At 59.8% G+C, this 13701-nt stretch carries 13 protein-coding genes, 1 tRNA gene and 1 CRISPR repeat array; of the genes, 5 read left to right on the top strand and 9 right to left on the bottom strand.

The window, feature by feature from the left end:
- Position 1: 1 nt before the first annotated feature.
- The 4 genes from ACTQ40_RS00765 to ACTQ40_RS00750 all read right to left on the bottom strand — a co-directional run bounded on the left by ACTQ40_RS00765 (position 2) and on the right by ACTQ40_RS00750 (position 3678).
- Complete coding sequence (locus tag ACTQ40_RS00765) at positions 2-418, bottom strand: hypothetical protein (RefSeq protein ID WP_154515830.1); 417 nt, start codon at positions 416-418, stop codon at positions 2-4.
- A 147-nt stretch (positions 419-565) separates the two neighbouring features.
- Positions 566-2089, bottom strand: a complete 1524-nt coding sequence (locus ACTQ40_RS00760; protein WP_441563105.1) for a C69 family dipeptidase — start codon at positions 2087-2089, stop codon at positions 566-568.
- Between the two features lie 99 nt (positions 2090-2188).
- Positions 2189-3043: a bifunctional 5,10-methylenetetrahydrofolate dehydrogenase/5,10-methenyltetrahydrofolate cyclohydrolase gene (locus ACTQ40_RS00755; RefSeq protein ID WP_441563104.1), complete on the bottom strand. Its 855-nt coding sequence runs from the start codon at positions 3041-3043 to the stop codon at positions 2189-2191.
- Between the two features lie 2 nt (positions 3044-3045).
- The gene (locus ACTQ40_RS00750; RefSeq protein ID WP_441563103.1) at positions 3046-3678 is read right to left on the bottom strand and encodes a cyclodeaminase/cyclohydrolase family protein; all 633 of its coding nucleotides are present in this window, start codon (positions 3676-3678) and stop codon (positions 3046-3048) included.
- Positions 3679-4127: 449 nt separating this feature from the next.
- Here ACTQ40_RS00750 and ACTQ40_RS00745 point away from each other — a divergent pair, with 449 nt between their 5' ends.
- The 5 genes from ACTQ40_RS00745 (at position 4128) to ACTQ40_RS00725 (ending at position 8600) form a co-directional block, all read left to right on the top strand.
- The gene (locus ACTQ40_RS00745; protein WP_441563102.1) at positions 4128-5654 is read left to right on the top strand and encodes an InlB B-repeat-containing protein; all 1527 of its coding nucleotides are present in this window, start codon (positions 4128-4130) and stop codon (positions 5652-5654) included.
- 356 nt (positions 5655-6010) lie between these two features.
- Positions 6011-6604, top strand: a complete 594-nt coding sequence (locus tag ACTQ40_RS00740; protein ID WP_441563101.1) for a hypothetical protein — start codon at positions 6011-6013, stop codon at positions 6602-6604.
- 396 nt (positions 6605-7000) lie between these two features.
- A complete protein-coding gene (locus ACTQ40_RS00735) occupies positions 7001-7171 on the top strand; it encodes a type II toxin-antitoxin system HicA family toxin (protein WP_427795745.1) in 171 nt (56 codons plus the stop codon).
- A gap of 45 nt (positions 7172-7216) precedes the next feature.
- Positions 7217-7669 carry a helix-turn-helix domain-containing protein gene (locus ACTQ40_RS00730; RefSeq protein WP_441563100.1) on the top strand — a complete coding sequence of 151 codons (453 nt, stop codon included), beginning with the start codon at positions 7217-7219 and terminating at the stop codon, positions 7667-7669.
- A gap of 142 nt (positions 7670-7811) precedes the next feature.
- Positions 7812-8600, top strand: a complete 789-nt coding sequence (locus ACTQ40_RS00725) for an ADP-ribosylglycohydrolase family protein (protein ID WP_441563099.1) — start codon at positions 7812-7814, stop codon at positions 8598-8600.
- Here ACTQ40_RS00725 and ACTQ40_RS00720 read toward each other — a convergent pair.
- The 5 genes from ACTQ40_RS00720 to cas1e all read right to left on the bottom strand — a co-directional run bounded on the left by ACTQ40_RS00720 (position 8597) and on the right by cas1e (position 13696).
- Positions 8597-8791 (bottom strand): hypothetical protein, encoded by a 195-nt coding sequence (locus ACTQ40_RS00720; RefSeq protein WP_441563098.1) that lies wholly within the window; start codon positions 8789-8791, stop codon positions 8597-8599. The two genes, ACTQ40_RS00725 and ACTQ40_RS00720, sit on opposite strands and share 4 nt — an antisense overlap.
- A gap of 102 nt (positions 8792-8893) precedes the next feature.
- Positions 8894-8978: transfer RNA gene (locus ACTQ40_RS00715), tRNA-Leu, on the bottom strand.
- Positions 8979-8991: 13 nt separating this feature from the next.
- The gene (locus ACTQ40_RS00710) at positions 8992-9843 is read right to left on the bottom strand and encodes a VG15 protein (RefSeq protein WP_441563097.1); all 852 of its coding nucleotides are present in this window, start codon (positions 9841-9843) and stop codon (positions 8992-8994) included.
- 18 nt (positions 9844-9861) lie between these two features.
- Positions 9862-11780: a CRISPR direct-repeat array (repeat unit 29 nt; unit sequence GGGATCATCCCCGCGCGTGCGGGGAGCAG).
- 26 nt (positions 11781-11806) lie between these two features.
- Positions 11807-12700 carry a type I-E CRISPR-associated endoribonuclease Cas2e gene (cas2e, locus tag ACTQ40_RS00705; RefSeq protein ID WP_441563096.1) on the bottom strand — a complete coding sequence of 298 codons (894 nt, stop codon included), beginning with the start codon at positions 12698-12700 and terminating at the stop codon, positions 11807-11809.
- 3 nt (positions 12701-12703) lie between these two features.
- Positions 12704-13696 (bottom strand): type I-E CRISPR-associated endonuclease Cas1e, encoded by a 993-nt coding sequence (gene cas1e, locus ACTQ40_RS00700; protein WP_441563095.1) that lies wholly within the window; start codon positions 13694-13696, stop codon positions 12704-12706.
- Positions 13697-13701: the final 5 nt, after the last annotated feature.

The raw sequence follows: 13701 nt of genomic DNA, 5'->3' as shown, positions 1-13701 counted from the left end.
GCTACTCGGCCTCTTCGGCGTCCTCTGCATCGTCGGGCTCAACGGACTCGACGGGCACCGAGGTCACGTTGTCCTCGACCGAATCGACAATGTCGCGCACATGGGCCAAAAAGGCCGTGCGCTCGGGGGCGGTCATGACGCGCACGCGGGCGAGGATGAGCTCGTCGAGCACGCGCTGGGCCGCAGTCTCGCCCTGCATGCCCAAGCGCTCGGTAAGGTCGGAGATGGTACCGCCGGCCTGCTCGAACATGTCGGACACGCTGCGGGCGATATCGGGGGTGCCGGCGTCCTTGCGCACCTGCTCGCCCTTGGCATTGAGGTCGTCGAGGACCTTCTTGCCGCCCTCGACGGCAACGGCGGCGGCGCCGAAGCCCACGTTGATGGCACCGTTAACAAGCTGATCGAATTTCATAACCATGGTTGGCTCCAATCGTGAACAACTTCATTGGCCTACTTGTACCCAAGATTGGGCAAACGACACAAAATCGTTTGTCACCGGGATAGAAATCGAGCGAGGCAAAGCCTTTGACGGCGTTTGCCCCGCTCGTTCGCTGCAATGTGGCTTTTACCTAATGTTATCGTTCATCGCGAAGGAATTCTTCATGGCACAGCTCGTGGTGTAGAGCACCTTGCCCAACAGGGCATCGGTCTCCACGCGCACAAGCTCGGCAAAGGCCTCGTTGGCGCGGGCGAGCTCGGCAGACACCTCGACCTCGGGCAGTACGGCTACAACGGCGTCAACGTCGTGAATCTGCTTGTGGCCCATGCCGCCGACCTTCTCCTGGTAGTCCTCGACCGCGCGACCGCACTCATGGAAGCGGACATCGGCCAAGGCCCCGATCAGGCGATTCGCCCAATAGAAATTCTCGGACGTCACGCGAGCCTGCGTGTCGGCATAGTACTCGGGCATGGTCTCGACATTGGCGTACAGCGGCACAAGCGCGTTAAACGAGTTAGAGCCAAACGCCATCCACTGCACGGCGCGATACGCCGGCTGCGCATAGGGGCGCAGCTGCAGCACGGCGAGCTGGCTGTTGCGGTTGATGCCGATGGGACGATAGGCGCCGCGCGTGGCGGGCGTACCCTTGCTGCCGTAGCAGTCGTACTCCGTGCCCTGGTAGTGGCTCGAAAGCACGTACTTGATGTCCTCGAGGGTCACCTTGCGCTCGGGCACGCGACTCCAGGGAATGTCGTCGCTCTCGGGCGTGTAGTCAGCATCGGGACCGTCCCACACATCGCTGGGGTTGAGGCAGCGCTGCATGTACCAGGCGCGCGGTGTGTTGTAGACGTGGTCGCTGTCACTGTGCGAACCAAAGGCCTCGCGCGGGTTAAAGACCGCGGCGGGACCGTCGCCCTTAACGCCCAGCGTCAGGTCCAGATGCCACTCGGCCATCCAGGTGCGTAGGTCGGCCGAGCACATGTGGTCGACCTGCGCGCCCTCGGCGTCGTCCAAGTCAAAGCTGTCGATACCCAGCTGGTTGGGCATGGTCACATAGGCGTCGTCGGGTACGCGCTTGGCGATCCAGTGGTGGCCGCCGATGGTCTCGAGCCACCAGATCTCGTCAACGTCGCTAAAGGCGATGCCGTTGTTCTCGTAGGTGCCGTAGCGCTCGAGCAGGTCGCCCAGAATGCGCACACCGTCGCGGGCGGACTTGGCGTATGGCAGCACCAGGGTCACCATGTCCTCCTCGCCCAAACCGCCGGGCTGCGCCGGCACATAGCCTTCCTCGCCCTCGTTACCCTTGGCGGGCACGAAATCCACGAGTGGATCGGCGCCGCGGACGCGCTCGTTGGTGGTGAGCGTCTCGGTTGCGGACATACCAACATTGAGCTCGTTGAAACCGGCCTCGGCCCAAATGCCATGACCCGGGACAACGTCGGGGACGCTTGTGTAACGCATGGAATTGTCGGGCAGCTCAACGGTCAGGTGGCTCAGGACACTCGTGTAGACACGCGGCTGCTCGTCGGGATGCACTACGCGCATGCGCTTGGGCTCAAACACCCCATTGGGCGAGTCCTCGTTGCGGGCAACCAGCGTCGATCCGTCGTAGCTCGCGTTCTTACCGACCAAAATCGTTGTGCACGGCATGCGCATCCTCCTTGAGCGAAAAAATCAAACGGCAACAGTGTATCGCTTCGGTGCAAAAAGGGCGAAACCACAGCCTCGGCAGCCCCCGTGGTCAAAAGCCTATTTCGATGCGCGCTCGGCCGCTTCGATCACGTGTTTGGCGAGAATCGCGGTGGTCACAGCCCCCACGCCGCCCGGCACAGGCGTGATGGCGTCAACGATCGGCTCCGCAGCATCAAAATCGACGTCGCCGACCAGCTTGCCGGCGGCCTCGTCCCAGTTAATGCCCACATCGATGATCGTCTGGCCCACGCGAACCGCATCCGCGCCAATCGCGCGCGCGCGTCCAACGGCCGCAACCACAACATCAGCCGCACGACACTCGGCAGCAAGGTCGCGCGTATGCGTATGGCACGTCGTCACCGTGGCATTGCGATCCGTAAGCATGGCGGCAACGGGACGGCCAATCACCAGAGACCGACCGACGACCGCGACCTTGGCCCCATCCAGCTCAACACCGTAATGGTCCAGCAACGCCAACACGGCCTCAGCCGTGCAAGGAGCAAAGCCCTCGCCTCGCCCCGAAAGCGTGGTAAGCAGCGAGGCCGGCGTCATGGAGTCGACATCCTTGGCGGGATCGAGTGCCGCGGCAACCGCATCCTCGTCAAGCCCAGCGGGTAGCGGGCGAAACACTAGGCAGCCATGAACGGCGGGGTCGGCATTGATGTCCTTAATAGCCGCCAGCAGCTCATCCTGCGAAGCATCGGCGGGAAGCAAAACGCGGCGAGCCTCGATGCCAACCTTCTCGCAGCGCTTGAGGGCGCCGCGCTCGTATGATAGATCGTCCTCGCGCTCGCCCACACGAACGATGGCCAGCGTCGGCACAACGCCGCGTTCGCGCAGGACGGCGCAGCGAGCAGCGAGCTTCTCGGTCAAAGTACGGGCAACGGGAGCGCCTTTGAGCAGCTCTGCCATGGCTATCCCCTCTTCCTGGCTGCGTCGGCGGCACGGCGCGCCAGCGCATCGGCGCGCGGCAGCCACGTATCGAGCAGCTCATCGCACGCCGCCTCGAGCTCCTCGGCGCGTGCCCGGTCTTTCATAGATGTGGTGTTGGCAAAGAGTGTCAGACTCGCGCCCTGCATGGCGGCGCGGCAGAACACGGCGCCACAAGCCACGTCGGACAGCAGCTGGCGCGAACCCTTATCGGCCATGTCCTCGAGCAGCGCCAGCGCGCGCCCGCAGGCATCCATAATGCGATACGGTGGCATAGCCGCCACGTGCAGCGCATCCTGAATCGCAGCCGGTCGAGCCGGATCCTCGCGCGAAATACCGCACGCCGCGGACACCTGCCCGTAGGCACGAACGTCCTCGGCAACCAACTCGACAAGCTCATGGGCCAGCTCATCAGCCTGAGCAAACGCGCGCGTCAGGTCATCTGCACGATCAGCAAGCGCGGGATTCGTCGCTCCGTAGCGCGCGACCATCCCGCAAAGCGAGGCGCCCAGCGCGCCCACAAAGGCGCTCGCGCTGCCACCGCCGGGAACCGGCTCGCGCGCGGCAAGCGCCTCGGCAAACCCTCGGCAGGTCTTATCCATCATCTCTTGGCTCATGTGCATGCACCCTCAATGCTTGCCAAGCTAATCGGACAGTCGGCGCCGCCCGAACGCATCGTGTATTTCGTGGTGCCTAGTCTAGCCCATAAGAGCATTCGCGTCAGTGCGCCCAGTTATCGCACTTTCCTATGGCGGGCGATAGGCGCAACATCGCTGCGCTTATCGCCAAGCAATCAATCGCGACCCCCTGTCAAGGTCAGTCTTGCGCCCAGTCCATTGAGCCATAGACACGCCAAGTGCCATCGCGCAAACCACACCGGCAAAACGAATGCATCTTTGTTGCACAATCCGATGCAACAAAGACGCAGGTATGCGGAATAAATATGCAAGAAGCGCGAGAAAGATTGGCGTACCGATAAAGGCGCGAAATAGAGGTTTAGTAAAATGTCAGAAGTTCTATAATATTAACGCTGATTTAATACTTTTAGAGTCGAAGGAGTCTCAGCATGAAGTCGTTTTTGAAAACGGCCTCTCGTGCGGTCGCAGCGCTGTTTGCCGTTGCGCTCGTCACGATGGGCGTTGCATCGCCTGCTTTTGCAGACGACGGTACCGGCACGGTTACTACCGGATCGATTACCATTGAACACGACGGTCAACCCACCGGTGTAACCTACAATGATATTAAGACCGCTACCACCGCGGCGAAGAGCGGCGACACCATCAAGCTCGGCAAGGGCAACTACACGCTTTACGGTGTGGACTCTGCAGGCACCACGAAGGGCAAGGACCTTACCTTTGAGGGTCTGGGCACGGACAAGACCGCATGGAACATCGGTGCGGAGGTTCCCAACCCCGATAATTTTGGCACCGAGTACAACGGCGACTATTCCTTCGACGGTGCCAGCAGCGTCACCTTCGAGAACATGACGATGCGTTCCGGCAGTGCCGACTACCTCGGCTTCATTCGCGCCAACAAGACCGTGCTTAACGACTGCGTCGTCAACGGCAAGACGTTCTACTGGGGCTACGAGTCCGCCGAGTTCAACAACACCACGTTCAATGCGCCTGGTGAAGATTATTCCCTGTGGACTTACAGCTCCCCGACCATGACGTTTAACAAATGCACGTTCAATTGCGCCGGCAAGGCAATTAACGTCTATACCGATTACAGCGCTGGCACGCACGACATCATCGTTAACGTGAACAGCTGCACGTTCAATTCGACTGCACCCGCCATGACTGCCCTTAAGATCAATGACAAGAATATGGGCGGTTTCAAGTACGAGGTCAACATCGACAAGGTCATAATCGACAATGTCAAGACGACTGCAACGGGTCTTGAAACCGACCCTTACACCTGCTCCAAGGTGTTTGGCTTCGGCGGATACGTCGGGCTCTGGAAGGGCTATAACTCCGGTCGTACCGATGTCACCATCGAAGGCGCGAAGGTGTGGTCCGGCGGCAAGATGCTCACCCACGACTACACTGACGGCGAGCACGAGAAGGATGGCTTCAAGGTCACCTACACCGAGTGGGCCACTGACAATGCCGGTACTTGGACTCGCACGGGAACCCCTAAGTGCAAGTACTGCGGCTTCACCAAGCCTGAGTTCGAGGAGAAGGCCTACGATCTCTCCTACGACCTGAACGGTTCCGAGGACAAGCAGACCGGCGATTTCGCTAAAGTCGAGCACATTGCCAAGACTAAGGTCACGGCCGATAAGCCGGCACGCAAGGGCTATTCCTTCGCAGGCTGGAACACGGCCGCGGACGGCTCCGGCACGAGCTACGAAGCTGGCGCCGATATTGTGCTCGAAGCCCCGGTAACGCTCTACGCCCAGTGGAAGAAGGACGAGCCCGCGCCCAAGCCTTCCGACAACAAGCCTGCCGGCAAGCCTGCAAATAAGACCAAGGCAAACAAGCAGGATCTGCCCAACACGGGTGACGCCTCCGCCAACATCGTCGCTGCTATGGGCATCATGGCAATCGCCTGCTTTGTCGCCAGCGCTGTCGTGTCTAAGATCCGCAAGTAATCTCATCTTCGAAACACGCCGCAGCAACTTGTTGCAACGCAAAGGGGTCCGCACCGCAAAAGGTGCGGACCCCTTTTTGCACAAAAAGCTGCGGCAAGGCACCCACGATGACCAACCGGATGCGTCCGTCGTCAAGATCCGTACCCCCCGGCTACGCTCCGCCCCACCGCACCAAACATGGAACCAGTGGAAGGACGGAAAGGCCGGCCCTCCCCTCTTTTGCGCCCGGACATATTGCCACTTAACGGCGCAAATCCGGCCCTCAGAATGGGACACATGGCCCACCCTAGCGAGCCGCTCGCGCGTACAGTAAAGGCAGGTAATCCATGGGCGGTTACAGATGAGGAGACACGACCATGAAAAAGAAGGCCTTTGCGATTCTCACCCTCTGCATCAGTCTCTTTGCTGCAGTTGCCCTGGTGGGTTGCGGCGGAAGCGGTGGCGCTACCGGCAGTGGCGGTGGCGGCGGCGCGAAAAAGCCGGCCGTGGATATGAGGACCGACTTCATCTGGTTTAAGGTCGAGGTCCCCGAGGGCGTCGAGATCACCGACGTCGCAGGCGACACCGCCGATAGGGCCCAGTTTAAGTTCACCGAGAGCGAGCACGCCAGCGATCGCTTCATCCCCGTCTTCGACTCTGACAAGAACGCCGACGAGCTGTTCGACTACGAGGCAAAGTGGAAGGCCAACTCTGGATGGACCGAGAGCGATCCCGTTAAGTACAACGGCAAGACCTGGCGCAGCGCCTACTTCACGCACTCGGGCGGCGTGACGACCGAGTACTTCACCGACGTTGACGGTGGCAGCGTGTATGTGCGCATCGACAACGTAGAAGAGCACAAGGACGCTGTCGAGACCATGATGAAGTCCCTGGAGTTTGCCGATGACATCGCCAAGGCCAAGACCGAGGCCATGGACGTCAAGCTCGACGATATCGAGATCAAGCGCTAAAGCTCCAACGGCATGCAGCAGCGCCGTTTTAGCTCAGCCGGGATGCAAGGTGTGACTCCTTGCATCCCGGTTTTTTGTGTTCGAAAGCGCCCGGTCACATCACCATATTGAGCACGTTGACGAATTCCTGCGCCTGGGAGCGGCTGCTCAGGCCAAGGTGCAGGCGGTCAACAGCCGGTTACGTAGAAAAACGTCGCGGTCCTTGATCCTGTTGACCCTTTTCGCGGTCGCGCGCAGAACACCAAATCGTGTCCGCACGAGCAAATAAACTAATACCACAAGGAATATAAGCCGCCATCCAAGGATGGCGAAGTGAGACAAAGGGTTAGCAATAGCGAAGATTTAAGTCTAAAACCCTTAGGAAGTGCTAATATATAGTTATTGAAAGAGGCTAAGATGCAGAGACGCGAATTGATCCGCATCCTCGAAGAAGCCGGCTTCATCTCGAAAGGAGGCACTAATCACGAGAAGTTCGTCAAAGGAGATAAACTCGTGCTCGTGAAACGCCACCGAGAGATTGAGGATCAAATTACCAAAAGAATCTTAAGGCAGGCAGGACTTCGATAGCTCATCCTCATCACATTTCGCATCGAGTTTTAGAGGAGGTCTTACATGGTTTACATATGGGAATTCGAGTTCTTTGATTCGGACGGCGTTGTCGACGCTGTGCCATGTGGCTCGCTGGGCGGAGGTGGAACGTTCGGATCCGACCTAAACGACGCTGTCGAAAGCGCCGCTGATTTTCTCGTATGCATGGTCGATGACCACCTAATGGGCGGCGTCGATCTTCCCGCGCCGGACTTTGGACACCAGCCACAACACGGCGGCAGGATTATCGCCGTCGCCGTCAGCCGCGAACTCGGCGACATCCCCGCCGTCACCGCAGCGGATGCCGCGCGTATGCTCGGTGTTAGCTCAGCACGGGTATCGCAACTGATAAATGCAGGACTGTTGGATTCATGGAAGGATGGCACCAAGCGCATGGTGTCCAAAGCTTCCATCGAGGCACGACTCGCCGACGCACCAAAGGCAGGGCGCCCAAAAGAGGTCCCTATTGCTGTATAAAGCAATAGCGTTGCGGGTTTTTTCATTTGTCAGATTAGCTGACAAGCTCTCTCAATTCGGGACTCGCTGCGTCCCGAATTGAGCTGGACACACTGCCGCAGGTAGCCGCGCATCCTCAATCCAAAGTACGAGAGGTGTTCCCATGACAGACAGACCGAAAACAACGCTACGCGACTGTATTTACGGGCTTGCCGTCGGTGACGCGCTGGGCGTTCCCTACGAGTTCAGGCCCCGCAACACGTTCGAATGCACGGACATGATCGGCTACGGCACGCATGGGCAGCCCGCCGGCACCTGGAGCGACGACACATCTATGACGCTTGCTACCTGCGACTCGATTAGGGAGCTCGGGCATATCGACACCGCGGACATGCGCGACAAGTTCGTAGGCTGGATTGCCCGTGGCGAGTATACGATTGACGGCGTTTTCGATTGCGGCGGCACGACCGCTCGAGCCCTGCGCACCGGCAAAGGAGGCTCTGGCGAGCGCGACAACGGCAACGGATCGCTCATGCGCATCGCGCCCCTGGCGTTTGTCGACGCGACGGACGAAGAGATCCGTGAGGTCTCTGCAATCACCCACGCTCACAGAACATCGACCGAGTCATGCGTCACGTTCATCGAGCTGTTGAGGTCCGCGATGGACGGCGCGCTCCCCGAATGGGCACTCTGTCTGAAAGATGTACCCGAGCACGAAATCAGATCCGGCGGCTTCGTGCGCGACACGCTTAAGGCAGCCACCTGGTGCTTCGTCAACACCAGCAGCTACGAAGACTGCGTGCTTGCCGCCGTCAACCTGGGCGACGACACCGACACCACCGCAGCCGTCGCAGGCGCCCTCGCCGGCACGGCCTACGGTATCGACGCAATTCCGCAGGAATGGATCGATACCCTACGAGGGAAGGATCTGATTGAGAACTGCCTGTTTTAGGGCGCATCGGTAGCAGAAACAAGCCAGAAGGCATCGCGGAGAGGTCGATGTTGCGTGAGGCTGCGAGAGTCTTTGCGCGACTCCTTCAGCGCGTTCTCGTAGAGCGCCTTGTAGTCGGGCTCTTGACCGGCCTCTCCGCCCTGTGCAGGGTCGATCGGATCGGTCTCGGCGGGCGTGGTCTCCTGGGCCATGCTCCCTCCATTTCCGCCCCGCACGGGGCATCGTCTTGCCCCGTGCGGGGCGCTTTTCGACATGAAAAGGACCACCCGTGCGGATGGCCTGGTTCAACGTTTTGGTCGGGGCGGCGGGACTCGAACCCGCACGGGCGATGCCCACGTGCTCCTGAGGCACGCGCGTCTGCCGTTCCGCCACGCCCCGATGTGGGGTATAATCAAGTCGACCGGAGAAAGCTTGGGCTACGGGGCCCGGGCAGACCTCCGGTCATTTTTTTTAGCTCGTATATTCGGCCGTTTTTTACCACGAAGATCTTCGTTATATCCGGATCATCGAGAAGCTGTGCCATGCGGACAAGTGCCTCATCTTCCGTGATTCGGCTTTCCGTAATATACAGAAGAAACTCGGGGCCTTGCCTATCGAGCTTCGCGGTGATCTCCCCTACCGCCTTCTTGACCTTTGGGGAGCTGATTGTCTTGAAGTCGCAGGTGACGCCGTCGAGGAGGACGTCCGATGTGTTACCGTCCGTGCCTTTATGGTCGTTCGGGTTCCTGAATTTAATCTTATGGCCAGTTTTTGCCAGCCACATCGCCTCCTGAAGCTCCTTTCCGTCGAGTTTCGAGAAGTCCTCGATCTCGATTGGGTTTTCAGGAACCACGGAGCGGACAGCCTTTGCGTAGCATTCGCGATACGTAGTTTTTGTCGAACCGTTTTTTAGGTGAGCCGCCCACGCGTCGTCGAGGGCTCCTTGGAGCGCTTCGGCTTCCGCGCCCGCATCATCAGGATAATCTGGAATCTCCTTTTTCGATTTCTTGGCATCCTCGACGCGGTCGCTCCATCTCTGTGCGTCCTTCGGATCGTGCCCCTCGACGAGCACTTCGTACTTGTCACCCGAGAAGCTCGGCACGATCTTGCACGTGCAGTGCCTGTGCCAGTGGTCGAACTGTCCTGCCGTCTTCCGGCTATGGTAGACCGCCCCGCGCCCGGCGAGCATGAGGCAGAAGGGGCACGTGTTACGCCCACTCGTCACGCGGGCGAACTTCGCCCTTTCCCCCCTGTCGCGCTTCACGTTTCGCAGGATCGTCTTGGGATCATCCCCGCGCGTGCGGGGAGCAGTCGGCAATCATCGTCTGGTGGTGGTGCTGCACGGGATCATCCCCGCGCGTGCGGGGGGCAGCAAAGCCGTCCGTGCCGTCGGTTTCCTCGAAGGGGATCATCCCCGCGCGTGCGGGGAGCAGCGGCTAATATCCGTGGCTGTCTTGTCGCTGTCGGGATCATCCCCGCGCGTGCGGGGAGCAGTCGGTGTCGTTGACATGCTGAGTGATGTAACCGGGATCATCCCCGCGCGTGCGGGGAGCAGCTTCTTCTTCTGCTCCGGTAGCGTGCCCTCGCGGGATCATCCCCGCGCGTGCGGGGAGCAGAACAATGGGACGAAGAGCTATCTAGGCTTCTCGGGATCATCCCCGCGCGTGCGGGGAGCAGTCCAAGACGCTCAACCTCTGGCAGCGCAACATGGGATCATCCCCGCGCGTGCGGGGAGCAGTCTGCGGTCGCTGTCACACTGCCCCAGTTGACGGGATCATCCCCGCGCGTGCGGGGAGCAGGTTTCGAGCCTCCTATGATGACCGGCACCACCGGGATCATCCCCGCGCGTGCGGGGAGCAGGCTATCGCAAAGAAGTTCGACGAGACCGTCATGGGATCATCCCCGCGCGTGCGGGGAGCAGTCATACGCCGCACCCCTTCTTTAAGGTGTTGTGGGATCATCCCCGCGCGTGCGGGGAGCAGGACCGCATCGTGCTCGTGCCGTTCAAGGCGACGGGATCATCCCCGCGCGTGCGGGGAGCAGGGCGTGTCTTCGAAATAACCGAGGACGGGGTTGGGATCATCCCCGCGCGTGCGGGGAGCAGGTTATAAGTGACGAACGTTTTTATTGGTAGGGGGGATCATCCCCGCGCGTGCGGGGAGCAGATCACGTACGCCAACGGCATGAAGGTCTCGACGGGATCATCCCCGCGCGTGCGGGGAGCAGCGACCGGGCTCTCCGACAAACAGCTCGATGCGGGATCATCCCCGCGCGTGCGGGGAGCAGGTCGAAGCAGTTTTCGACATTGCCGAGGGCGAGGGATCATCCCCGCGCGTGCGGGGAGCAGGGGTTCGCCGCTATGACGAGCCCTATGTAGTAGGGATCATCCCCGCGCGTGCGGGGAGCAGCAGCCTGTGGCCTTCGGCTTCGAATAGACGGCGGGATCATCCCCGCGCGTGCGGGGAGCAGGGAAAGCCTTTGCCGTTCCGTGGTGGTGCTAAGGGATCATCCCCGCGCGTGCGGGGAGCAGGCTTTGTCCTGCTTCTTTGCATCGTCGGCTAGGGGATCATCCCCGCGCGTGCGGGGAGCAGTCCACGCCATGGGCTACCATCCATTTTTCTATGGGATCATCCCCGCGCGTGCGGGGAGCAGCAGCAATCATCGACTCGGCCATGTCGTGGTTCGGGATCATCCCCGCGCGTGCGGGGAGCAGGCCTAGTTGAACGGGATGGGGCCAGCGTAGACGGGATCATCCCCGCGCGTGCGGGGAGCAGGACCGCATCGTGCTCGTGCCGTTCAAGGCGACGGGATCATCCCCGCGCGTGCGGGGAGCAGCGTGAGATTGAAGATTTCACGCTCGACGTCGCGGGATCATCCCCGCGCGTGCGGGGAGCAGAGCCTATTTGCTACAACAAGAAGAGGTTCACAGGGATCATCCCCGCGCGTGCGGGGAGCAGAGTCGTATCTGCTCTTGCGAAAATAGGCGCATGGGATCATCCCCGCGCGTGCGGGGAGCAGCCACACACCGTGCCTACGATAGCGACAGTCTCGGGATCATCCCCGCGCGTGCGGGGAGCAGCCGTCCATTCTCCTCATCGCCAGCTTTCGACCGGGATCATCCCCGCGCGTGCGGGGAGCAGGAAGCAGCGGCAGCAGCGGTGAAAGACATTACGGGATCATCCCCGCGCGTGCGGGGAGCAGACTTAAAAATCCCAGCTCAAAACACCCTATCCCTTTGATGTGGACCCCATTTTAATCAGTTTGCTAAACAAGCTCAAGGTCGCCTCACAATCAGACTCGGCACGATGGGGTATTTGATTGTCAAGATTCAAAAGGCCGAGCAGGGTCTTCAAGCGATAGTTCGGCGCATCGGGCATCTTCTTCTTTGCCAGTGTAATGGTGTCGATGCACTCATTGTCAAAATCGTCTAGGTCGCATTCTTCGCACGCTGCCTGCACGAAGCCGGTATCGAACGAAGCATTATGCGCAACCACTATGCGGCTCCCGACAAAGGAAAGCAGGTCGCTCACCGCTCGCTCAAGCTCGATCCCCTTTTCGGCAAGCATTTCATCGGTAATGCCTGTTAGCTCGACTATCTTCTTTGGGATGCCTTTCTCGTATCGAATAAGCTCATGGAGCCTGCCCGCCTCAACACCCTGCTCAACTTTGATGGCGGCAATCTCGATAATCGCATCTTTGTCTGGGTCCAGCCCCGTGGTCTCAACATCAAGTACAACGTATTCGCGCGGCTCGTCCGTTTCGGCTGCCACGCTCCCGCGACGCGCCTTCAATCGCATCGCCGCGTAACTCCAACCCACTCTCTTCGTGCCAAGGGCCTTCATGCGCGAAGGCGAAGGCCGCATCATCAGCTTGATGCCATCAAAATCGATAGGTTCCCACGCGGTGTTGTGCACTCGATAGTTGAGGTGTTGCTCGTTGCGTGCAGAAAAAACCATCGTGGCACGACCTGTTTTGCATTCTTTGCAAATACGGCTCCAAAGCTCGTCCCTTACACGCGCGCTCACCCTGCCGACATACACGCCTAGGCTAATCTCCTGCAACCATTTCGTTAGGTCGCCGCGAAGTGCAAGAGGGCATTTTTCCAAAACAACAACAATCACCCGTTATCCTTCCACAAGCACTCCGTTATTCTCTTCGGTGGCATACACCTGAACGTCGTTTTCCTTGCCATAGGAAACTCCAAAAGCAACGGCAGGGCGCCTCTCATCCCAGAGGAACATCGTATCGATATCAGGCTCGTCCTCTGTCTCGAAGTCGCCCAGCAGCAGACCCCTGATATCGCGAGCACAGCGCTCCATTATCTTCCCGTCAAGAAACGCATCACGAGTGCACCGACGCGTTTCCGCCCCGATATCCTCTGGAGGATCGGAAGCCACTTCGAAAGCGATGGGAATCGTCACCTCTGCTTTATACAAATCGGCAATGTCATACACAAACGAGCGCTCATGGCCAACGTGGACAAATCCCAATGCCGGAGAGCACCCCAGCGCTACAATCACGCTGTGAACGACTCCGTAAAGGCATGCATGGGCAGCCGACAGCGCCTGATTGATTGGGCTTGCATCAAGAAAATCATCGGGGTTGTATTCCCTCCCCTCCCATGGGACGTCGTATTGCTTCGACAGCCGCCGATAGAGTGTTCGAATCCGAGCTCCCTCGCGGCCACGGAGCTGCTGCATCGTGTAATTCGATACGTCCTCGCCGGGAAAGCGCATGCCGTACATCGCTCGTGCCACGGCAAGACGCCTTCGAGTGTTCGACACGAGTTCAGCCTGCGCGACAACCAACCGAGAAGAATGGGTGAGCGGGCGGCCGTGCGCATAGTAGCGAACGCCGTGCTCGCCCACCCAAATCACGCTTGTCCCCGAATCGCCGAGCAACTCAACCGCGCGATGAGAGATATTGGTCCCAGGCCCCAGCATAAGCACCCCAAGAGAAGCCGCGGGGACATACGCCGTTCCGCGCGCATCGGTTATGCTCACTGCGCCATCTTGCCTGCTCACAAGACATCGCTCGACATAAAGAAACGTCATTCGCTCCTTTATCGTGGGCAGTGCGCGCAAATCAGGCTTGATCATGCCAGGATTATCGCCCATGCCGC

The organism is Collinsella sp. Sow4_D11, assembly GCF_052116465.1.
Lineage (GTDB): Bacteria > Actinomycetota > Coriobacteriia > Coriobacteriales > Coriobacteriaceae > Collinsella.
The sequence above is the reverse complement of the archived record's forward strand: the minus strand, read 5'-3'. Positions and strand labels throughout refer to the sequence as shown.

What these genes read in the sequence shown, in the direction of transcription:
- ACTQ40_RS00765 (WP_154515830.1), bottom strand. Translation starts at nt 418, where the DNA reads ATGGTTATGAAATTCGATCAGCTTGTTAACGGTGCCATCAACGTGGGC.
- ACTQ40_RS00760 (WP_441563105.1), bottom strand. Translation starts at nt 2,089, where the DNA reads ATGCCGTGCACAACGATTTTGGTCGGTAAGAACGCGAGCTACGACGGA.
- ACTQ40_RS00755 (WP_441563104.1), bottom strand. Translation starts at nt 3,043, where the DNA reads ATGGCAGAGCTGCTCAAAGGCGCTCCCGTTGCCCGTACTTTGACCGAG.
- ACTQ40_RS00750 (WP_441563103.1), bottom strand. Translation starts at nt 3,678, where the DNA reads ATGAGCCAAGAGATGATGGATAAGACCTGCCGAGGGTTTGCCGAGGCG.
- ACTQ40_RS00745 (WP_441563102.1), top strand. Translation starts at nt 4,128, where the DNA reads ATGAAGTCGTTTTTGAAAACGGCCTCTCGTGCGGTCGCAGCGCTGTTT.
- ACTQ40_RS00740 (WP_441563101.1), top strand. Translation starts at nt 6,011, where the DNA reads ATGAAAAAGAAGGCCTTTGCGATTCTCACCCTCTGCATCAGTCTCTTT.
- ACTQ40_RS00735 (WP_427795745.1), top strand. Translation starts at nt 7,001, where the DNA reads ATGCAGAGACGCGAATTGATCCGCATCCTCGAAGAAGCCGGCTTCATC.
- ACTQ40_RS00730 (WP_441563100.1), top strand. Translation starts at nt 7,217, where the DNA reads ATGGTTTACATATGGGAATTCGAGTTCTTTGATTCGGACGGCGTTGTC.
- ACTQ40_RS00725 (WP_441563099.1), top strand. Translation starts at nt 7,812, where the DNA reads ATGACAGACAGACCGAAAACAACGCTACGCGACTGTATTTACGGGCTT.
- ACTQ40_RS00720 (WP_441563098.1), bottom strand. Translation starts at nt 8,791, where the DNA reads ATGGCCCAGGAGACCACGCCCGCCGAGACCGATCCGATCGACCCTGCA.
- cas1e (WP_441563095.1), bottom strand. Translation starts at nt 13,696, where the DNA reads ATGGGCGATAATCCTGGCATGATCAAGCCTGATTTGCGCGCACTGCCC.